At 74.4% G+C, this 19953-nt stretch carries 19 protein-coding genes and 1 pseudogene; 10 read left to right on the forward strand and 10 right to left on the reverse strand.

Annotation, left to right across the window (positions count from 1 at the left end):
* Nucleotides 1-220: 220 nt before the first annotated feature.
* Complete coding sequence (locus ACXJKA_RS13435) at nt 221-1483, reverse strand: transcriptional regulator (protein WP_456825705.1); 1263 nt, start codon at nt 1481-1483, stop codon at nt 221-223.
* A gap of 111 nt (nt 1484-1594) precedes the next feature.
* Nucleotides 1595-2005 (reverse strand): hypothetical protein, encoded by a 411-nt coding sequence (locus ACXJKA_RS13440; protein ID WP_456825706.1) that lies wholly within the window; start codon nt 2003-2005, stop codon nt 1595-1597.
* A gap of 168 nt (nt 2006-2173) precedes the next feature.
* Between ACXJKA_RS13440 and ACXJKA_RS13445 the strand changes: the two genes are divergently transcribed.
* Genes ACXJKA_RS13445 through ACXJKA_RS13465 form a run of 5 tightly spaced genes read left to right on the forward strand, consistent with a single transcriptional unit; the run spans nt 2174 to nt 8457 of the window.
* Entirely contained in the window at nt 2174-2821 is a 648-nt protein-coding gene (locus ACXJKA_RS13445; RefSeq protein ID WP_456825707.1) for a response regulator, read from the forward strand.
* On the forward strand, nt 2818-4629 hold the full coding sequence (locus ACXJKA_RS13450; RefSeq protein WP_456825708.1) for a sensor histidine kinase: 1812 nt from the start codon (nt 2818-2820) through the stop codon (nt 4627-4629). The genes ACXJKA_RS13445 and ACXJKA_RS13450 overlap by 4 nt, the downstream gene beginning before the upstream one ends.
* 37 nt (nt 4630-4666) lie before the next feature.
* On the forward strand, nt 4667-5272 hold the full coding sequence (locus tag ACXJKA_RS13455) for a TetR/AcrR family transcriptional regulator (RefSeq protein ID WP_456825709.1): 606 nt from the start codon (nt 4667-4669) through the stop codon (nt 5270-5272).
* 4 nt (nt 5273-5276) lie between these two features.
* On the forward strand, nt 5277-6419 hold the full coding sequence (locus ACXJKA_RS13460) for a methyltransferase (protein ID WP_456825710.1): 1143 nt from the start codon (nt 5277-5279) through the stop codon (nt 6417-6419).
* Between the two features lie 52 nt (nt 6420-6471).
* Nucleotides 6472-8457, forward strand: a complete 1986-nt coding sequence (locus tag ACXJKA_RS13465) for an NHL domain-containing thioredoxin family protein (RefSeq protein WP_456825711.1) — start codon at nt 6472-6474, stop codon at nt 8455-8457.
* Between the two features lie 21 nt (nt 8458-8478).
* Here ACXJKA_RS13465 and ACXJKA_RS13470 read toward each other — a convergent pair whose 3' ends face one another.
* The 8 genes from ACXJKA_RS13470 to ACXJKA_RS13505 form a co-directional block, all read right to left on the reverse strand.
* The gene (locus ACXJKA_RS13470) at nt 8479-9915 is read right to left on the reverse strand and encodes a diguanylate cyclase domain-containing protein (RefSeq protein WP_456825712.1); all 1437 of its coding nucleotides are present in this window, start codon (nt 9913-9915) and stop codon (nt 8479-8481) included.
* A 100-nt stretch (nt 9916-10015) separates the two neighbouring features.
* Nucleotides 10016-10666 carry a biliverdin-producing heme oxygenase gene (locus ACXJKA_RS13475; RefSeq protein ID WP_456825713.1) on the reverse strand — a complete coding sequence of 217 codons (651 nt, stop codon included), beginning with the start codon at nt 10664-10666 and terminating at the stop codon, nt 10016-10018.
* Nucleotides 10667-10783: 117 nt separating this feature from the next.
* A complete protein-coding gene (locus ACXJKA_RS13480; RefSeq protein ID WP_456825714.1) occupies nt 10784-10999 on the reverse strand; it encodes a hypothetical protein in 216 nt (71 codons plus the stop codon).
* A gap of 57 nt (nt 11000-11056) precedes the next feature.
* Nucleotides 11057-12052 carry a hypothetical protein gene (locus tag ACXJKA_RS13485; RefSeq protein WP_456825715.1) on the reverse strand — a complete coding sequence of 332 codons (996 nt, stop codon included), beginning with the start codon at nt 12050-12052 and terminating at the stop codon, nt 11057-11059.
* Nucleotides 12053-12133: 81 nt separating this feature from the next.
* Nucleotides 12134-13921 (reverse strand): ABC transporter ATP-binding protein, encoded by a 1788-nt coding sequence (locus tag ACXJKA_RS13490; protein ID WP_456825716.1) that lies wholly within the window; start codon nt 13919-13921, stop codon nt 12134-12136.
* Nucleotides 13918-14202 carry a hypothetical protein gene (locus tag ACXJKA_RS13495; RefSeq protein ID WP_456825717.1) on the reverse strand — a complete coding sequence of 95 codons (285 nt, stop codon included), beginning with the start codon at nt 14200-14202 and terminating at the stop codon, nt 13918-13920. Before ACXJKA_RS13495 ends, ACXJKA_RS13490 begins: the two co-directional genes overlap by 4 nt.
* The gene (locus ACXJKA_RS13500) at nt 14118-15800 is read right to left on the reverse strand and encodes an ATP-binding cassette domain-containing protein (protein ID WP_456825718.1); all 1683 of its coding nucleotides are present in this window, start codon (nt 15798-15800) and stop codon (nt 14118-14120) included. Before ACXJKA_RS13500 ends, ACXJKA_RS13495 begins: the two co-directional genes overlap by 85 nt.
* A 120-nt stretch (nt 15801-15920) precedes the next feature.
* The gene (locus ACXJKA_RS13505) at nt 15921-16634 is read right to left on the reverse strand and encodes a helix-turn-helix transcriptional regulator (protein ID WP_456825719.1); all 714 of its coding nucleotides are present in this window, start codon (nt 16632-16634) and stop codon (nt 15921-15923) included.
* Between the two features lie 64 nt (nt 16635-16698).
* On the opposite strand from ACXJKA_RS13505, the gene ACXJKA_RS13510 reads away from it, so the two are divergent.
* The 5 genes and pseudogenes from ACXJKA_RS13510 to ACXJKA_RS13530 all read left to right on the forward strand — a co-directional run.
* Nucleotides 16699-17400: an alpha/beta fold hydrolase gene (locus tag ACXJKA_RS13510; protein ID WP_456825720.1), complete on the forward strand. Its 702-nt coding sequence runs from the start codon at nt 16699-16701 to the stop codon at nt 17398-17400.
* A gap of 94 nt (nt 17401-17494) precedes the next feature.
* Nucleotides 17495-18322: a DUF4397 domain-containing protein gene (locus ACXJKA_RS13515; protein WP_456825721.1), complete on the forward strand. Its 828-nt coding sequence runs from the start codon at nt 17495-17497 to the stop codon at nt 18320-18322.
* A gap of 207 nt (nt 18323-18529) precedes the next feature.
* A complete protein-coding gene (locus ACXJKA_RS13520; protein WP_456825722.1) occupies nt 18530-18970 on the forward strand; it encodes a class F sortase in 441 nt (146 codons plus the stop codon).
* 35 nt (nt 18971-19005) lie between these two features.
* Nucleotides 19006-19614: an RNA polymerase sigma factor gene (locus tag ACXJKA_RS13525; RefSeq protein ID WP_456825723.1), complete on the forward strand. Its 609-nt coding sequence runs from the start codon at nt 19006-19008 to the stop codon at nt 19612-19614.
* Nucleotides 19615-19621: 7 nt separating this feature from the next.
* A pseudogene (locus ACXJKA_RS13530) lies at nt 19622-19953 on the forward strand (anti-sigma factor); the annotation flags it as partial.

Here is a 19953-nt window from a genome sequence, read left to right on the forward strand (position 1 = left end):
CACGATCTCGCCGACGATCCACTGGTCGTCGCGCGTGCCGGGGTCCCCTGGTCGTGCAGCCATGCCCCGCCCCCTTCGCCTCGCTGGGCGTCGCACGTCGCGGCCGGGCGAAGCTCCCCTCCGATCCTCGCCCAGCCGCCGCGCGCACGTCCGGCACCCGCAGGGGCCGCCCTCGCTAGGTGGACGGTAGGGCGCGGCGCGTTGCAGGTGGGTTGCAGCGCTACCCGCGCCGCGGCACGTCGAGCCGGCGGCCCAGCAGGTCCAGCCGGCCGACCGCGCGGACGTGCACCGGCGACCCCTTGGGCGCCAGCCAGGCCAGCCGTTCCCACGCCTGCCAGTCGTCGGCGCCCGCGTCGGAGGCCAGCCACCGGCTGACCACGCCCGGCATCCGGCTCGCGAGCACCGCCGCCCGCAGGTCCGCCGAGAGCTCGTCGCGGATCCGCTCGACCCCGGGCGCGGCGGAGCGGGCAAGGACCGGTGCGGGGTAGGCGGTCAGCGCGGCCTCGGTGTCTCCGGCCTCGAGCAGCGTGTGCACCATGTCGGCGTCGGTGCGCAGCTGCGAGGTGAGCCGGTAGGGCCGCGACTCGCTGAGCAGGGGGCCGACGAGCCGGCGCAGGCGCGAGACCTCGGCGCGCACCGTCACGTCGGACAGCTCGTGCTCGCTGAGCTGCACGGCGAGCTCGTCGGCACTCAGGCCCGCCGGGTGCCGGGCGAGCAGCAGCAGGATCTCCGCGTGGCGCAGGCTGAGCCGGACGTCCGCCGAGCCGACGTGCACCATCGGCGGTCCGAGCACCCGCAGTCGGGCCGCCGGGCCGGGCGTGCGGACGAGCAGCGAGGTCGGCGGGGCGGGGGTCGGCGCGACGCGCGCGAGCTCGGCCTCGATCGCCGCGACCGTGGCCCGGACCAGCGACATCACCAGCGGGGACGCGACGACCTCACCCCCGGTGACGTCGAGCACCCCCAGCACCTTCCCCTCGGGCGAGTGCACGGGGACGGCGGCGCAGTTCCACGGCTGGACCCTGCGGGCGTAGTGCTCGGTCCCGACTACCCGCATCGGCTGGTGGGTGGCGAGCGCGGTGCCGAGGGCGTTGGTACCCGCGCAGTCCTCGCGCCAGACCCCGCCCTCGACGAACCCCACGCCCTCGACGCCCAGGCGCACCGACCGGTCGCCCTCGACCCACAGCATCCGGCCGACGTCGTCGGTCAGCGCGGTCACCCACCCCGCATCGGCACCCGGACGCACCAGCAGCTCGCGGACCACCGGCATCGCGGCCGCGAGTGCCAGCGCGCTGCGGTATCCGACGAGGTCGTTGCCGCCCATGTCGACCGGCACGTTGTGCACCTCGGGGTCGACGCCGCTGCGCTGGCTGCGGCGCCACGAGGCCGCGACGACCGAGCGGACCGCACGGCTGGACAGCTGGCCGGTGGTGACGAAGCGGTCGTGCGCGGCCCGGACGCGCGCGGAGTCGGCGAGCTCCGTCATCGCTCCTCCTCGCGCACGTCGTCGCGACCGCGCGATCACGCGGTTGTTCGAAAGTGTACGAACTGGACACGCGTCCCGCCCCCTCGTTCGGGCACGAGTCCTGCAGACGCGTCAGTCGGTCACGGGAGTCGTGCGCCGGCCCGGGCTGAGCGCCAGGACGATCCCGACGACCGTCAGCACGAGCACGACGGCGACCAGGACGACGACGAACGGTTCGACCCCGGCGAAGAACGCCGGCATCGCGGTGAGGACCGAGAGCACGCGGGCGCCGGCGGCGAGCCGCACGGCACCCCGGCGGCGCTGGACCAGCGCGACGATGACCGCGACGACCGTGATGACACCGAGGGCGGTGTCGAGGTACAGGATCGAGTCGGGCGGGCCGACCTCCCCGTCGGGCGTGGGGAAGGCCAGCGCGGTGAGGTCCGCGACGCCGAGCACGCCGAGGATCACGAGCCCGACCTTGTTGCGCGCGAGCAGGGCGGGCCGGGGCGCGGTGCTGGTGGTGGTGGTCTGCTGGGACATGAGAGCTCCTCAGTTCGTGGCGACCGCTGGTGGGCCGCCTGCGGACCACCGTGTCGCGCGCCGACCCCCCGCCGGATCGGTGCACGACCCACCCTGCCGGGCGGCTCCCCGGCTGTCATGGGGGTAGAGCCCTATTCCCGGCCCGGCCCACGGCCCGATCATGGTCAGGTGGAGACCATCCGCGTCCTGATCGCCGACGACCACCCGGTCGTGCGTCGGGGGCTGGGCGCGCTCATCGGCTCGCTCGACGGGTTCGAGGTGGTCGGCGACGTCGCCGACGGCGCAGAGGCGGTCCGCGAGGCCCTGCTGCTGGCTCCCGACGCGGTGATCATGGACATCTCCATGCCCGGAGTCGACGGGCTCGAGGCCACCCGTCGGATCGCCGCCGCGGCACCGCGGGTCGCGGTCCTGGTGCTGACCATGCACGACGACGACGACACCGTCTTCGCCGCCCTCCAGGCCGGCGCCCGCGGATACCTGCTCAAGGGCGCCGAGCAGGAGGCGATCGCGCACGCGCTGCGGTCGGTGGTGGCCGGGCAGATCATCTTCGGTCCCGGCGTCGCCGCCCGGGTGCTCGGCTACCTCTCGGCGCCGACCCAGGGCGTCGCCTTCCCGGAGCTCACGCCGCGTGAGCGCGAGGTTCTCGACCACATCGCCCGCGGCGACTCCAACGGCCGCATCGCCACCGAGCTGCACCTGTCTCCCAAGACGGTCGGCAACCACATCGGCTCGATCTTCGCCAAGCTCGCGGTCGCCGGGCGGGCCGAGGCGATCGTGATCGCGCGGGAGTCGGGACTCGGGCGGGCACCCCGGTGACGCGGGTCGCCCTCGGCATCGCCTCGGCCGTGGTGCACGCGGTCGCGATCTACTTCCTGGCGACCATGGTCACGCCGTGGCCCCTCGCGGACCGGGCCCTCGTGGTCATCTGGGCCGTCGGCTGGTCCGTGGGGGCGTGGTTGTGCAGCCGGGTGCACGCGGCCCGGCCTTTCGCCGCGCTCGCCGGAGCGGCGGGAATCCTTCTCGCCGTCTCGACGACGCTGCCGACCATGGTCGCGGCGACGACCCTTGCCTGCGTCGCCGGCTTCGTCGTGCTCCCCAGCGCCGTGCTCGCCTATCCCGACGGGTTCCGTCGCGCGACCGCCACGGTCGGGCTCCCCGTGCTGGTCGTGTTCGGCCTGATCGGGATCCTCAGCGCCTCCTCTCCCGGGATGTCGTGGGCGTGGCAGGTCGACGTGCTCGTCGCCACGGTGGTGGTCGTCGGGGCCGTCTGGTGGCGCCTCGAGCGCGCGGCGGCGGCGGATCGGGACGCGCTGCTGTGGCTCGCCGTGCCGGGCGGCGTGGCCATGCTCCTCGTCGTGCCATTGGCGTTCGTCGCGCCCGGCGTCACGCGCATCGTCCTGGGCGCCGTCGTCGTCCTGGCGCTGCCGGCCGGCGCCTGCGTCGGCATCCTGCGGCCCCGGGCGTTCTCCATCCGCACCGTGCTGCTGCGGGTGACCTCGTACACGATCGCGTCGCTGGTGGTGCTCGCCGTCTTCACCGGGACCGTCGCCACCGCCCAGCAGGCGACCGGCACCACGCCGCCGGTCGGCCAGCTCGGTCTGATCGCGGTGGCGTGCGCCATCGGGTTCACCCCGCTGCGGCGCGTGCTCGACGGCGTCGTCGAGCGGCTCCTGCTCGGCGACCCCGTCGACCCTGTCCGCGCCGTGTCCCGGTTCGGCGACGACCTGTCGACGGACCCCGTGGTCGCGCTGCGCGGGCTGCGCGAGGTGCTGACCCTCCCGTACGCGGCCCTCGCCGGGCCGGCGGGGATCGAGGTGAGCACCGGCACGGTGCCGGCCGACGGCACCTACGAGCTCCCCCTGCGGGTGGGCACGCACGTGCCCGGGACGCTCGTGATCGGGCTGCGTCCCGGCGAGCTCGGACCCGCCGACCGCGACCGTGCCGTGCTGCGGATGATCGTGCCCGCGCTGGCCCAGGCGATGCACGCCCGAGCGCTCGCGGCCGACCTGCAGGACTCGCGCGAACGCGTGGTGACGGCCGTCGAGGACGACCGGCGGCGCCTCCGCCACGACCTGCACGACGGCCTGGGGCCCACCCTGACCGGCGTCGCGTACGCCGCCGACGCCGCCCGCAACCTGGTCGGCACCGATCCGGCGACCGCGGAGGACCTGCTCGGCGCGCTGCGGGCCGACACCGCGGCCGCCATCGACGAGGTCCGCCGGCTGGTCGACGGCCTGCGCCCCTCCGCCCTCGACCAGCTCGGCCTCCTGGCCGCGCTCCGCCAGCACAGCACCCACCTGCACACCGCGGGCGGCCAGCGGCTGGAGGTCCGGCTCGAGGCCGACGAGCTGCCCGAGCTGACGGCGGCCACCGAGGTCGCCGTCTACCGGATCGTCACCGAGGCGCTCACCAACGTCGCCCGGCACGCCCGGTCGCCCGTGGCGGACGTGCGCATCGCCGCGGTGCGCGGGCAGCTGTGCGTCGACGTGCAGGACCACGGGCCCGGCGTCGACGCCTGGACGCCCGGGGTCGGGCTGGCGTCGATGCGGGAGCGCGCGGAACAGCTGGGCGGGACGTTCGCGGCCGGGGGCGGACGGGTGCTGGTGGAGATCCCCGTCACCTGAGCAGTCTTTTGGTGACAGACCGTGCGATCATGTCAGGATGCCCAAGATCATCGGCGGTTCGCTGCACGAGCACCGTGAGCAGACCCGCCAGAAGCTCTTCGCGGCGCTCTCGACCCTCATGGCCGACCAGGGGTTCGACGCCATCACGCTCGCCGAGATCGCGTCCGCCGCGGGCGTCGGCCGCACGGCGGTCTACAACCACTTCCCCGACAAGGAGTCGCTCCTGCTCGGGTTCATCACGCACGAGACCGAGCAGTACGCGGCCACCCTGCAGCGGGCGCTGGACGACATCGACGACCCGACCGAGCAGCTGTCGACCTACGTCCGCCAGCAGGCCGCGCTGACCCGCGTGTACCACCTGGCCCCCGGGCCGGAGCTGCGCTCGGTCCTGTCCCGCGGCACCCAGCAGCGCGTCCGCGAGCACGTGGTCGTGGTCGAGCAGATCCTGCGCCGCATCCTGGCCGCGGGCATCGAGTCCGGCGCGTTCCCGCCGCAGGACCTCGACGTGACGGTGCCGCTGGTCAACGCCTGCCTGTCGGGCCGCGGCGTGCCCCCCGACGGCCCCGAGCGCGAGCGTGCGATCGGGCAGACCGAGGCGTTCGTGCTCCGCGCGGTCGGCGCCGTTGCCGTCGTGCCGGCCTGACCCGGTGGCCAAGCGCGCACGCGGCGGACCGGCCCCTGCCCACCACGGCAGCCATCCCGTCGGACGCCGACCCGGGTCCCGCCCCCCTGTCCGGCGGTCCACCGCCCTCGAGCTGACGTTCCTGCCCGGCCTCGGCGCGATCGTGGCCGACGAGGCCGCGTCGGTGCTCATGCTCGACGGCTCTCCGGAGCCGGTCCCCGGTCGCGACGACGCCCTCGCGGTCTCCGTCTGGAGCCCGCCCGCCGAGGCCCTCGCCCTGCGCACCGCGGTCGCGGCGTTCCTCGTGCTGCACTTCGACGTCCCCCGCCCCAAGTCGCTGACCAGCGGCGACCACCTTGCGCGCATCGTCGACGCCGTCTACGTGTCGCTGCGCGCCGGCGGCTCGTCGAGCTTCCGGTTCGAGGCCGCGGGCAGCGACTCGGCGGTCTTCGAGCGGCTGGCGGCGCTCCTGTCCGAGGCCACGGGCCTGCGCTACGACGACCGCGAGGGCGAGCTCGTCGTCCGCGTGCGCCGCGGCGTGCGCCCCGGGCCGTCCGGCGACCCCGGGTGGGACGTCCTGGTCCGGCTCGGCTCGCGGCCGCTGTCCGCCCGGCGCTGGCGGGTCACCGACTACCCGGGCGCCGTCAACGCGACGATCGCGGCCGCGATGGTGCAGCTCGGTTCCGTGGACGCGAGCGACCGCGTGCTCAACCTCATGTGTGGCTCCGGCACGCTGCTGGTGGAGCGCCTCTCCGCCGGACCCGTGACCGACGCCGTCGGCGTGGACCTCTCCGCCGACGCGCTCACGGCCTCGTCGGAGAACCTGACCGCCGCCACGTTCAGCCGCGACGCCCGCCTGCTCCGCGCCGACTGCACCGGCCCGGCCCTGGTCGAGGCCGCCGGCACCGGCTACGACCTCCTGCTCGCCGACCCTCCGTGGGGCACCCTGCACGGGACCCACGCGACCAACGCCGAGGTCCACGCCGGCATGCTCCAGGCCGCCTACGACGCCGCCGCACCCGGTGCGCGGTTCGTCGTCCTCACGCACGAGATCAAGGTCATGGAGCAGTGTCTGCGCGACGCCGACGCCCTCTGGCGCGTCCGCTCGCAGACCCGCGTGTTCGCCAAGGGCCACCACCCCCGCATCTACGTCCTCGACCGCACCTGAGCCTCACCACGCAAGGTCCGCTCACGGGGCGTGCTCGGGTGAGAATGGGTGCGTGCGTGAGAGTCGACTGCCCCGGGTCCGTGCGTCCGAGCTCGTCGGTCGGGGCTGGCTGAACACCGGCGGGCGCTCCCTGGACCTGGCCGACCTGCGCGGCAAGATCGTCCTCCTCGACTTCTGGACGTTCTGCTGCATCAACTGCCTGCACGTCCTGGACGAGCTGCGCGAGCTCGAGGAGCAGCACCGCGACGTCCTGGTGATCGTCGGCGTGCACTCGCCCAAGTTTGTGCACGAGGCCGACCCGGTCGCGCTGGCCGCAGCCGTCGAGCGCTACGAGGTCCGCCACCCCGTGCTCGACGACCCGCAGTTGGTCACGTGGTCCGCGTACACCGCGCGCGCCTGGCCGACGCTGGTCGTCATCGACCCCGAGGGCTACGTCGTCGCGCAGATGTCCGGCGAGGGCCACAAGCACAACGTCGAGGTCCTGGTGCGCGAGCTGATCGCCGAGCACGAGGCCAAGGGCACGCTGCACCGCGGCGACGGGCCGTACGTGCCGCCGGCCCCGACCGAGGGCACGCTCCGGTTCCCCGCGAAGGCCATCGCCCTGCCGGACGGGCACCTGCTGGTCGCCGACGCCGGACACCACAGCCTGGCCGAGCTCGAGGCCGACGGGGAGACGCTGGTCCGGCGCATCGGGTCGGGCGAGCGCGGGCTGGTGGACGGCGGTCCCGATGAGGCCCGGTTCAGCGAGCCGAACGGCCTGTGCCTGGTGCCCGAGGAGCTGCGGGCGAGGCTCGGCTACGACGTCCTCGTCGCCGACACCGTCAACCACGCTCTGCGCGGCGTCCGGCTGGCCGACGGCGTCGTCACCACCGTGGCCGGGACCGGCGAGCAGTACATGGTCGGCGCCTCGGACAACTTCCTGCCGTGGGAGGAGGACGAGGCGGACGAGGAGCTCGCGTCCATGCCGGTCGTCGGGGTGCCGGGCGACGAGGCGGCGGCCTTCGCGTCGACCCTCGCGGTCACCCCGGGCGCGAGCGCGCCGCCGGAGCCGTTCGTTCCCGGCCCTCGTCGGCAGAAGCTCTCCTCCCCGTGGGACGTCACCTGGTCGCAGCCGCTCGGCGCGTTCGTGGTCGCGATGGCCGGCAACCACACGCTGTGGGAGTTCGACGACAAGCAGGGTTCGATCGAGCTGCTCGGCGGCACCATGAACGAGGGGCTCCTGGACGGTCCTCTGCACGAGGCCTGGTTCGCGCAGCCGTCCGGGCTCGCCGTCGGTGCCGACGACAAGATCTGGCTCGCCGACGCCGAGACCTCGGCGCTGCGCTGGGTGGACCCGGTGGCGCGGACCGTGCACACCGTCGTCGGTGAGGGGCTCTTCGACTTCGGTCACCGCGACGGCCCGGCCGGCGAGGCCCGCCTGCAGCACCCGCTCGGGGCCGCGGTCCTGCCGGACGGCTCCGTGGTCGTGGCCGACACCTACAACGGCGCGATCCGGCGCTACGACGGCGGGTCGGGCGAGGTCAGCACCCTGGCCACCGGGCTGGCCGAGCCGAGCGGCATCGTCGCGCTGGACGGCGGGTCGACGCTGCTCGTCGTCGAGTCCGCGGCCCACCGCCTCGCGCGGATCGCCCTGCCGGCCACGCTCGTCGGACAGATCCTGGACTCGGGCTCGCACCGCACCCAGCGCCCGGTCACCGAGCTGGCGCCCGGCGAGGTGCGGCTCGACGTCGTGTTCACGCCGGCCGCGGGCCAGAAGTACGACGACCGCTACGGCCCGTCCACCCGCCTGCAGGTGTCGTCGACCCCGCCCGGGCTGCTGCTCGACGGCGCCGGCGACGACGTCCCGCTGGACCGCCTCCTGCGCCTCGACCCGTCGGTGACCGAGGGTGTCCTGCACGTCACCGCGCACGCGGCCAGCTGCGACGCCGACCCCGCGATCGAGTACCCGGCGTGCCACCTCAACGCGCAGGACTGGGGCGTGCCGATCCGGCTGGTCGAGGGCGCGTCGACGACCCTGACCCTGCCGCTGCACGGCTGAGCTGGCTCAGCGCGCCTGGACTCAGCGCGCCCCGAGGATGGCGACGGCCGCGAGGGCGTCGAGCGAGGTGGCGACGACCTCGCCGGTGGCCGCCGTCGTCGACATGCCGATCTCGACCTGCCAGAGGTCGTGCATGACCACCGCGGTGGACGACTCGACGCCGAGCTCGGCGGGGCTGCCGCCCCGGGCGACCGCGGACGGCGGCTCGTCGGGGCTGCGCCGCGTCAGCACCGCCCACGCCGACCCGCCCAGGGTCTCGGTCGCGGCGGCCGCGAACGCGCACAGGCGGGGGACGACGCCGGACTGGGCAGCCACGATCGCCGCGGTCCCGGCGACGAGCACGCGCTCGGCCGTGACCGCAGGGTCGGCCGTGGCCGGCACCAGCGAGCGCAGCGCCCGGGCGCGGGCCCGCTTGGCCTTGTACTGCGCGGTGTCCGCCTGCCGGAAGAGGTGCCGCGCCGAGACGGAGCCCGTGACGGCCGTCGAGGCGATGCCGTAGGAGATGGCGGCGCCGTGCGGCAGCGGGAACTCGGCGATGGTCGCGGCCATGACGTCGGCGACCTCGGACCGCCGGCGCCCGACCGTGACCAGGCAGAACTCGTCGCCGCCGATGCGCGCGGCCGTGCTGCCGGGCAGGGCGTCGGCGGCGCGGCGCAACACGTCCGCGACCGAGCGGAGCAGGTCGTCGCCCGTGTCGTGACCGAGCTCGTCGTTCACGCGCTTCAGGCCGTCCACGTCGCACATGACGATGCAGGTCTCGTGGCCCGACTCGAGCGCGGCCTCGGCCTCGGCGTCGGCGACGCGGCGGTTGGCGAGGCCGGTCAGCGGGTCGTCGGCCACCAGGTGACGGACCTGCGCCTCGAGGTCCACGCGCGCCACGGCCCCGGCGACGAGCGCGGCGAGCACCTCGGAGCGGGCGACGTCGTCGACCTGGAACGGCGCTCCCGGACGGGAGCGGACGGAGTAGAGCTGACCCCAGACGCTGCCGTTGACGATGATCGGGGACGACAGCGCAGTGGACGCGTCCAGCTCGCGCAGGGTGTCGACCTCGACGGCGTCGCCCGCGTCGGGGTCGTCCGGGACGGTCGGCTCGTCGTGCACGGTGCGGGCGTGGGCCACCCAGCTGGAACGGTCCCGGATGAGGGCACGCAGAGCCGGGCGGTCGTCGGCGCGATACGACGCGCGGGCCATCCAGATCACGCGAGGGTCCGTGGGCGGCGGCTCGACCAGCACGATCCGGCAGGTGTCCTGGTCGATGCGGCAGAACGCGGCGCGACGCGCGTCGAGCACCTCGACCGCCGTGGATGCCGCGACGTGGGCGACCTCGTCGATCGACCGGCAGCGGTCCAGGCGGTGGGCAGCCAGGGCCAGCGCGCGCACGCCGACCAGGTCCGCGGCGGACCTGTTGCCCGCGCGCGCACCTTGAGCGGCCACCCCGCGACGCGTCACGTCGCCCATCATCGACCCTGTTCCGCGTCCCGGGCGACGCAGATGGATGAGTGGACGGTGAGATCACCCGTCTGAATCACACAAATGCGGCAGCACGTGCGGAGTCGGCTCAGCGGACGTGAACGGCGCCTAGCTCTCCGAAGACCGCGGTGTTGAGCCGGAAGGCGTACCGCGCCTCCTCGACGACCACCGCGCGGGCGCCGGCGTCGAGCTCGAGGGCGTCCAGCCGCTCGCGGTAGACGTCCTTGAACGGCTTGAGCTTGTGAATCTGGGGGAAGTCGTAGAACGCGATGCCGGCTGACTCGAAGCCGTAGTGCCGCTGCAGCATGCGCTTGATGATCTGGCCGCCGGACAGGTCCCCGAGGTAGCGCGTGTAGGCGTGCGCGGCGTACAGCGGGAGCGAGCCGCCGACCTCCTCGAGCCGTCGGACATACGCCTGCGTCGCCGGGAGGACGCGCACCTGGGTGCGCCAGTCTTCGCCGTACAGGAACGCGAGGTCCTGCTCGATGGCCGGCACGCGGACCAGCTCGTGGAAGACCAGCCCGCCGTCGCCCGCCAGCCGCGACCCCGCCGCCTCGAGCGCCGTGTAGACGGCCAGCTGCTGGGCAGCCAGGTCCGCGTACGCGGACCGGTCGAGCGCGCCCGACATCAGGAGCTCGACGAAGCCGGAGCGTTCCGCCGCCTCGTGCTCGCCCCGCGTGCCCTCGCGCAGCGCGAGGGAGAGCGGCACGGCCTGCGGCAGGACGGACGTGGCGGTCACGGGACTCCTCGGAGGGTGACGAGATGTCAGGAACGTTAGCCGCAAAGGTTGGGCATGCCCTCGGCGTCCGTGTGGAGGAACTTGTTCGCGACCGGGCCGACGATGCCGGCTGAGGGCTCAGGCGCTGGCGCGGATGGCGCCGACCACGCGGACGTACACGTCGACGCCGTCGACCGCGCCGGGCACGTCGGGCCCGGTGCTGGTGGAGACGTTCACCTGGATCTGGTAGCCGTCGCCGGATCGGGCGATCCCGATGCCGCGCACGTCGGACCGGCCCTTCAAGGCCATGCGCAGGCGTTCTTTCGCCGCACGCGCCTGCTCGAGGTCCGCCATGGGTGCACCGCCTCCCGCCGACCGCGACGAGCCGCGGGGGCGGCGGTCCGACGATCGTCAGACCAGTGTGACCCCGAGCGCGTCCAGAACGGCATCGATCGGGTTGATGTACGTCAACCCGGTGCCATTCTCTCCCCCCGACTCCGAGCCCGCAAAGAGCAGCCCGAGCGCGACGCCGTCCTCGCGGTACACCAGCGAGCCGGAGTCGCCGCCGCGGGAGAACGGTCCGGTGCCCGTCGACTCGATCTCGATCTGGTTGTCGAAGCTCAGCTCGCCGAGCTCCTCGCCGTAGCCCACCACCACGTTGTCGAGCTCGATCGCCGTCACGTGCCCGCGGGTGATCGCCGTGGTGCGGCCGATCTTGGCCACCTGCTCGCCGCCGGCGGCCACGGCCGTCGTCGTGATCCGTCCGACGGGGTACTCGGGGTCGACCTCCTGGTCGTCGAGCAGGGCGATGGCGCAGTCGACCGTGGCGTCCCCGCCCGGCGTCAGGTCCACGCGCGCGGCCAGCGTGCCGACCCGGTCCCGCGGAGCCCGGCCACCGTCGGCAGGCCCGGGCTGCACGATGAGGTCCCCGACCTTCGCCTGCGGGGTGCCCGACAGCACGTGGTAGTTCGACAGCACGTGGACCTTGCCGTCGAGGTGCACGAACGCCCCGAGGGTCCCGGCGGTGACGTCGACGTGGGCGATCGAGATGCCGGGCCGCAGCGGGCGGACGCGCCCGGTCTCCCCCACCGAGCGGGCGGTGATGACGGGCGGGCGGGGCCGGACGCGGCGGTCGTCGTCGGCAGCCAAGGTCTTGATCCGGCCCGTGCGCCGGACGTCGGCGTCGGGGAGCTCGGCGACCACCTTGCGGGCGATGCTGCGGACCGACGGCAGACCCAGGCGGTAGCGGACCGCGAGCGCGTAGGACCCGTCGGGCTGCGGCGCGAGGCCGATGGCCAGCGCCGGTCCTCCGGCGGCCACGTCGGACGGTCGCACGAGGCGCTCGGAGAGCTCCCGTGCGAGGTCGACGGCCTGCGCCTTGGTCTCGCGTGCCTCGCCGTGGTCCATGCATCCCCCTGGTGGTCGGTTCGCCCGGTACCTCCCGGAGCGCTGCAAGTCTGCACTGCACCGCCCACACGCGCAGGCCGGTCAGCGGTAGGCCGCCGCCTGGATCCCGAACAGCTCGGCGTACAGGCCGCCATGGGCCACGAGCTCCTCGTGCGAGCCCGACTCCACGATCCGGTGGTCGGCGACGACGAGGATGAGGTCGGCCATCCGCACGGTCGAGAACCGGTGCGAGACCAGCAGGGTGACGGCTCCGGTGGTCGCGCCGACCGCGGCGGCGTGGGCGGCGTACCTCTCGTAGAGGTCGTGCTCGGCCTGGGCGTCCAGGGCCGACGTCGGCTCGTCGAGGACCACGAGCAGCGGCGACTCCCGCATCATCGCCCGGCCGAGCGCGAGCTTCTGCCACTGCCCGCCGGACAGCTGCGCGCCGTCCGCGTGGCTGGTGCCCAGCTGGGTGTCCAGCCCATCCTCCAGCCGCGCGAGGACGTCCGACGAGTGGGCGCGGTCGAGGGCGCCGAGCACCGCGTCGTCCGACCCGATGTGCGGCAGGTCGCCCACCCCGACGTTCTGCCGCGCGAGCAGCTCGAACCGGCAGAAGTCCTGGAAGCCGGCCGCGGTCCGGTCCCGCCACGCCACGGGGTCGAGGTCGTCCAGCGGGACGCCGTCCACGGTGATCGCGCCGGTGGTGGGCGCGTAGAACCGGCAGAGGAGCTTGACCAGCGTCGTCTTGCCGGCGCCGTTCTCGCCGACGATGGCGACGCTCGTGCCGGCCGGCAGGACCAGGTCGACGCCCTCGAGCACGGGCGCGTCGGTACCGGGATACGTGAACGAGACGCCCTCGAACCGGATGCCGTCCCGCAAGGTGTCCGGCGCGGGCACGGTGGTCCGCGGTGGGTTCTGCGACCGCACGAGCGCCCGCATCCACGCGAGGTCCGCCATCGTCCGCGCGGCCCGCTGCAGCTGCTGCAGGATGGTCACCGCGGCCGTGACCTGCTGGTTCACCTGCGACGCGAGCGTGATGACGAGCACGACGGCGCCGACCGTCCGCTCACCGGCGACGGCGTCCCGCAGGACGAGGAGCGTGGCCGCGACGTACGCGACGGCGAACGCGAGCTGCCCGGCCGCGCGCAGGGCGTCGGCCCGCACCTCGCCGGCCCAGAGCACGGCGGTCGCGGCGTCCCACGAGGTCCGCAGCCGCCCCCGGACCTCCTCGCCCAGCCCGCACGTGCGCAGCTCCTTGGCCGCCGCCGCGTCCAGCGACAGGAGGAACAGGTGCCGCGCGCGGCGGTTGTCGGTGGCGGCGGCGGTGCGCGCGGCGCCCAGCACGGCCTCCGCGCGACGGCCCAGGACCAGCGGCGGGATCGCGGCGAGCGGCAGCAGGAGCAGCCACGGGTTGAGCCGTGCGAGCAGGACACCCGTGATGACGAGCGCGACGCCGAGGCCGATGGCGGACAGCAGCGCCTGCATCGACCCCCAGCCGGACCGGTCGAGCTCGGAGCGCAGCACCTGCAGCCGGTCCGCGTACTCGGGCCGCTCGTGGTGCTCGATGCCCGGCGAGTCGTGCGACAGTCCGATGAGGTCGCGCTCGAGCTGGATCACCGCGAGGTCGCCCAGCTCGAAGTAGAAGATGTGCGCGAAGTGCCCGGCGGTGAGGGCGGCCACCACCAGCACGGCGACCAGCACCGCGGCGATCGACGCCCGGCGCGCGTCCCCGGCGATAGCCGCGTCGGTCAGGGCCGCCAGCGCGGGGGCCGCGAGCGGCATCGCGACCGACTGCAGCACCATGAGCACCGCCGAGAGCGCCAGCTTGCCGGGGCTGATCCGCCCCGCCAGGCGCAGCAGCGCCCAGCTTCCTCGCACTGTCTGGATCACAGCTCCACCTCGTTGCCGTCGGCGTCGAGCCCCGCCGCGAACCGCTCCGCCTGAAGCCGGAACAGCCGCGCGTAGTGCCCGTCGGATGCCACGAGTTCGTCGTGCGTGCCCTGCTCGACCACCCGCCCGGCGTCGATGACGACGATCCGGTCCGCGCGCCGGACGCTCGAGAACCGGTGCGAGATGAGCACCGACGTCACCCCGCGCGTGAGCTCGACGAAGCTGTCGAAGAACGCGGCCTCGGCCCGGACGTCGAGCGCGGAGGTCGGCTCGTCGAGCACGAGCACCCGGGCGCCCGCCTCGAGGGCGTAGAGCGACCGGGCGATCGCGATGCGCTGCCACTGCCCCCCGAGAGGTCGGCGCCGCCCTCGTAGGCGCGCGACAGGGTGGTGTCGAACCCGGCCGGCAGGGCGTCGACGGCGTCGGCGATGCCCGCGCGCTCTGCCGCGTGCCGGACGACCGCCGGGTCCCGCGGGGCGTGCACGGCGCCGACCAGGATGTTGTCCGACGCCGACAGCTCGTACCGCACGAAGTCCTGGAAGACCACGCTGACGTGCCGGCGCCAGCCCGCGACGTCGAGGTCCGCAAGGTCGGTCCCGTCGACCGTGAGGCGGCCGGCCGTCGGTTCGTGCAGGCGGGTCAGCAGCTTGACCAGCGTGGTCTTGCCCGCGCCGTTGACACCGACGATCGCGGTGCACAGGCCGGCGGGCAGCTCGAGGTCGAGGCCGTCGAGGACGGCGCGGCTGCTGCCCGGGTAGGAGAAGTGCACGTCCTCGAACCGCAGGACGGTCGATGGCGCGTCCGCGGGCACGGGCAGCGCGTCGCCGCCGTGCGGGACGCGGGACTCGGCGTCGGCCATCCTCGCCTCGAACTCCGCCAGCGCCGCGACGGCCTGCATCCCGTACTGCGTCTGCACGTCGGACTCCGGGTAGTACTCACCGAGCGCGATCGCCGCGACGACGGACTGGATGCCGAGCGCCAGGGCGGTCAGCGTGATGTCGCCGGCCGACGCGGACCGGGCGATCGACACCAGCACGGCCGCGCAGACCACCAGGCCGATCGCCGTGTAGACGAGGTACGGCACGAGGTAGAGCTGCCGACGACGCGCGGCGACCGGCCCGAGCATCGCCTCGGTCGCGTCGACGTACTCGTCGGTGAACCAGCCCGCGAGCCCGAAGACGCGCATCTCCTTGGCCGCGGCCGGCCCCATCGCCACCTCGCGCAGGTAGACGGACCGGCGCCGGAACCCGATCACGTGCTTCCACACCTGCGAGTACCTGCGCAGCCCGCCGCGCTGCCCGTACCGGAACACCAGCGTGGCGGCCAGGATCGCGATCGCCGCGGCCCAGGACGTGACCAGCCCGACGACGACGGCGAAACCCACCAGCTGCACGTACCGCGCGACCAGCGCGAGCAGCCCCGCCGCCGACGATCCCGGGCTGCGGAACTCGGCCTCGAACTCGCGGGTCGCCTCGGTCAGCGCCTCGAGGGTCGCCTGGTCCTCCATCGGCGCGATGCTCGTCGAGCGCAGAGCGATCCGCAGCGCCCGGTCCCGCAGGGCCCCGTCGATCCGCCGCTGCATCCGCACGCCGAGCGCGGTCTGCACCGGCGCCAGCACCTGCCGCGCGAGGAACAGCACGGCGGCCAGCACGAACGTCCGCACCAGGTCGCTCCAGGCTGCCGATCCCGTGCCGCCGTCGACCGCCGCCGGCACCTGCCCGACCACCACGCTCGTGGCCAGCACGAACGCGACCGGCAGCAGCCCGAGCACGACGTCGAGCACCACGAGCCCGACCACCAGGCCGGTGCCGGCGGACGGCAGCAGCCGGGCGATGTCTCGACGGGGAAGCACCGCGGAGCGGTACCAGGACCGGATCATGCGGCACCCCTGCGGGACGCGACGGTGGGCAGCACGAGACGCACGCGGACTCCTTCGACCAGGTGAGAGCGCTCTCAACGTAGTGGGTGGTTCGTCCCGCATCCAGCCGTTATCGCTCGATCAGTCCGACGCGCGCGCCGAGACCGGGCGCGCGTCGGGCGGCGCCTCTCCGACGTCCGCCACCGAGCGCGGCTCGTACTGCTCCGGCGTGAGGTCCGCGCGAAGGATCCGGCCGAGCCGGAACCAACGCAGCCCCACACGGGTCTGGCACCACGCGATCAGGTACCAGGTGCCACCCGTGCGCGCGAGCACCACGGGCTCGATCCTTCGGCGACTCACCACCCCGGACGAGCTCCGGTACTCGATCGCCAGCACGCGCCGCCCGCCCAGCGACTCCTCGACGGCGCGGAGCACCCGGGCGGGCGCGACGTCCTCGGGCACGTCGGGCCGCGACCACACCCGGCCGGCCAGCTCGTCGGCCCGCGCCCGGTCGGCCGGGGCCAGCGCATCGAGGACCTTGGCGCGCGCGGCGTCGGCGTCCGCGCCGAACGGGCTGCCCGGCGGCAGCGCGCGGACCGCGAGCGCGAGCGCCACGGCCTGGGCGGGCGTGAAGTTCACGGGCGGGAGCGCGACGGACGCGGCGAGGACGTAGCCGCCGCCGAGGCCCGCCTGCGCGACCACGGGGAGGCCGGTCTGCTGCAGCGACGAGATGTCGCGCTTGACCGTCCGAGGGGACACCTCGAACAGCCGCGCCAGCCGGGTGCTCGTGGTGCCGGCGGGGCCGACGCGGCGGAGCTCCTCGGCGAGGGCGTAGAGGCGGTCGGTGCGGTTCACGGTTCCAGCATGGTGACACAAAGGTGACATCCCGGTGTCACCGGACCGGGTCGACGATGGATCCATGACAACTTCCCTGGTTCTGATCCCCGGTTTCTGGCTCGGCGGCTGGGCATGGGACGACGTCGTGGCGGCCCTGCCGGACGGGTTCGACGCCCACCCCGTGACGCTGCCCGGCCTCGAGCACGGCGCGGCGCGCGGCGACATCACGCGCGCCGACCACGTGCAGGCCGTCGTCGACCTCGTCGACGGCCTCTCGGGCGACGTCGTCCTCGTCGGGCACAGCGGCGGCGGCGCGGTCGTCGGCGAGGTCGTCGACAGGCGGCCCGACCGTGTGCGACGCGCGATCTACGTCGACTCGGGACCCCTGGAGGAGGGCGCGGCCATCGACGCCGGCACGACCGAGGAGGTCGAGGTGCCGCTGCCCACCTGGGAGGAGCTCGAGGCCCAGGGCTCGAGCCTCGCGGGGATCGACGACGACCACCTCGCCGAGTTCCGGCGACGCGCGGTGCCCCACCCGGCGAACGTCGCCCGCGGCGCGGTGCACGTGAGCGACCCGCGCCGGTTCACCGTGCCGGTCACGGCGATCTGCACGAGCCTGCCGTCCGAGGTGCTCAAGACGATGGCGCACGGCGGCCCGCCGTTCCACACCGAGCTGGGCGACAGCGCCGACCTCACCTACGTCGACTTGCCCACCGGTCACTGGCCGATGTTCTCCCGGCCCGCCGACCTGGCGGCGGCGATCGCTGAGGCTGCTCGCGATTAGTGCATCCGAGGACGTGCCGAGCGCCGAAGAGGGGGTGTCAGCACATCGGCTGCCCGGCCTTAACCCGCCGGGCCCTGTCCTCGAAGGACGCACCATGCGCGCTCGACTCCTCGCCGGCATCGCCGCCGGCACGCTCGCCCTCCTGACAGCCGCCGCAGTCCCCGCCACGGCGGCCGACGGCGACGCTCAGCTGTCCGTCTTCCACGGCGTCCCCGGCCTCACGGTCGACGTCTACGTCAACAACAAGCTCACGCTCGACAACTTCGCCCCCGGCGCCATGGCCGGCCCGCTCCCCCTCCCGGCCGGCACCTACACGGTCGCCATCACCGCGGCCGACGCGGCCGACGCCAGCGCCCCCGCCATCGGCCCGGTCGACCTGCAGCTCGCGGCCGGCCAGAACTACACGGCCGTCGCGCACCTCGACGCCGCCGGCGCGCCGACCGCGACGCTGTTCACCAACGACATCTCGACCACCGCGGCCGGCCAGGGTCGGCTGACCGTCCGGCACGTCGCCGCCGCCCCGGGGGTGGACATCCTGGCCGGCGGCAGCCCGGTCATCACCAACCTCACCAGCCCGAACGAGAAGGTCCTCAACCTCCCCGCCGGCACGGTGTCCGCCAGCGTGACGGCCACCGGCACGACGACGCCCGCGCTGCTCGGCCCGGCCGACGTGCCGATCACCGAGGGCACCAACACGATCGTCTACGCGTGGGGCAGCGCCACCGCCTCGCCCGCGACGCTCGCCCTCGCGGTACAGACCATCAGCGGCCTGCACGGCAACCCGTCCGGCGTGAACGCCGGCGAGGTCGGGCTCGTGTCCGACGGCGGGACCCCCGCCTGGCCGTTCGCGCTCGGAGCGCTCGCCGTCGCCGGCCTGGTCGGGCTCGGGTTCGCCCGTCGCACCGCGGCGCAGCGGATCTGATCCTTCCGATGACCAGGACGTCGTGGCCCGGGACGGCGCTCGCGCCTTCCCGGGCCTCGGCGCGCGTGCTCGCGACCGTCGTCGTCCTGGGCGCGACGCTCGGCCCGCTGACCGCGTGCACCGGCCCGGAACCCACCTCCGAGCCGGTGGTCGCGGCGTCGCCGTCCCCCACGGCCCCAGGGGCCGGCCGCCGCGACACCGGCGCCCGTGCGGCTCGTCGTGCCCGACGTCGGGATCGACATGCCCGTCGACCCGGTCGGGGTGCAGGACGACGGCGAGATGCAGATCCCCGAGGACGCCGACCGCGCCGGCTGGTACGAGTTCGGTCCCGCACCCGCCGACCCCGCGGGGGCGACCGTCATGGCCGCGCACGTCGACAGTCGACAGACGGGGATCGGGCAGTTCGCGAAGCTGCGGGACGTGGGCGTCGGCGCCACGCTCACGGTGACGACCGCCGACGGCAGCGAGCACGCCTATCGCGTCGTGGGCGTCGACAAGGTCCCGAAGGAGGGGGCGCCGGTCGACCAGTGGTTCGACCGGTCGGGTGCGCCACGCCTGGTGCTGGTGACCTGCGGGGGCACGTTCCGCCGCGACATCGGGCACTATACGGACAACGTCGTTGTCACGGCCGAGCCGCTAGGTGGGTAGCCGTGACACTGCTTCAGGCGAGTGAGGAGCTGTCGGTGAGCGCACCCGGGACCGGGTCCGCGGGCTCGTCGCGCCCGGCGCACCGGTCCGACCCGGACGGCGAGGGCGTCGAGGAGCTCGGCGCCGCGTTCGCGGAGGGCGACGAGGCTGCGATCGCCGAGGCGTACCGGCGCTGGTCCTCGCTCGTGCACACGGTGGCGCTGCGCTCGCTGGGCAGCCTGACGGACGCCGAGGACGTCACCCAGCAGGTGTTCGTCCAGGCCTGGCGCAGCCGGCAGAGGTTCGACCCGTCGCAGTCACGGCTCCCGGCCTGGCTACTGGGCATCACGCGGCACGTCGTCGCGGACACGCACGAGAAGCGCGCACGGGACCGGCGACTGCAGGACAAGTCGGTGGCCGGCGTCCTCGAGACGCCGGTGCCCTCGGTGGACGGCCGTGTGGTCGACCGGGTGCTGGTCGCCGACGAGCTCGACCGGCTGGGCGACCCGCAGCGCACCATCCTGCGGCTCGCGTTCTACGACGACCTCACGCACGACCAGATCGCCAGCAGACTGGACCTGCCGCTCGGCACGGTGAAGAGCCACGTCCGGCGTAGTCTCGCCCGGCTGCGGACCCGATGGGAGGTGGACGGTGCCGTTCGATGAGTCGCACGTGGACGACGACCTGCTGGCGCTCCTCGCCCTCGGCGAGCAGGCGGGATCGACGTCGGACCTCGCGCACATCGAGGAGTGCGAGCGCTGCACCGACGAGCTCGAGTCGCTGCGCGAGGTGGTCGGGCTGGCGCGCTCCGGCGGCCCCGACGACGCGCTCGTCGCGCCCGCGCCCGCCGTGTGGGACCGCATCGCCGGGGAGCTCGGCCTCTCGCCCGGCGCCCAGGCGCTGGCCACCGAAGCCGCGCCGACGCGGCCCGTCGCCTCGGCGACGGAGCCGCTCGCGCCCGTGGTCCCGCTCGATGCCCGCCGCGGCACGCCCCGCCCCTGGCG

This window comes from Cellulomonas sp. P5_E12 (genome assembly GCF_054049315.1).

What these genes read in the sequence shown, in the direction of transcription:
- ACXJKA_RS13455 (WP_456825709.1), top strand. Translation starts at nt 4,667, where the DNA reads ATGCCCAAGATCATCGGCGGTTCGCTGCACGAGCACCGTGAGCAGACC.
- ACXJKA_RS13515 (WP_456825721.1), top strand. Translation starts at nt 17,495, where the DNA reads ATGCGCGCTCGACTCCTCGCCGGCATCGCCGCCGGCACGCTCGCCCTC.
- ACXJKA_RS13480 (WP_456825714.1), bottom strand. Translation starts at nt 10,999, where the DNA reads ATGGCGGACCTCGAGCAGGCGCGTGCGGCGAAAGAACGCCTGCGCATG.
- ACXJKA_RS13440 (WP_456825706.1), bottom strand. Translation starts at nt 2,005, where the DNA reads ATGTCCCAGCAGACCACCACCACCAGCACCGCGCCCCGGCCCGCCCTG.
- ACXJKA_RS13510 (WP_456825720.1), top strand. Translation starts at nt 16,699, where the DNA reads ATGACAACTTCCCTGGTTCTGATCCCCGGTTTCTGGCTCGGCGGCTGG.
- ACXJKA_RS13485 (WP_456825715.1), bottom strand. Translation starts at nt 12,052, where the DNA reads ATGGACCACGGCGAGGCACGCGAGACCAAGGCGCAGGCCGTCGACCTC.
- ACXJKA_RS13500 (WP_456825718.1), bottom strand. Translation starts at nt 15,800, where the DNA reads ATGATCCGGTCCTGGTACCGCTCCGCGGTGCTTCCCCGTCGAGACATC.
- ACXJKA_RS13470 (WP_456825712.1), bottom strand. Translation starts at nt 9,915, where the DNA reads ATGGGCGACGTGACGCGTCGCGGGGTGGCCGCTCAAGGTGCGCGCGCG.
- ACXJKA_RS13435 (WP_456825705.1), bottom strand. Translation starts at nt 1,483, where the DNA reads ATGACGGAGCTCGCCGACTCCGCGCGCGTCCGGGCCGCGCACGACCGC.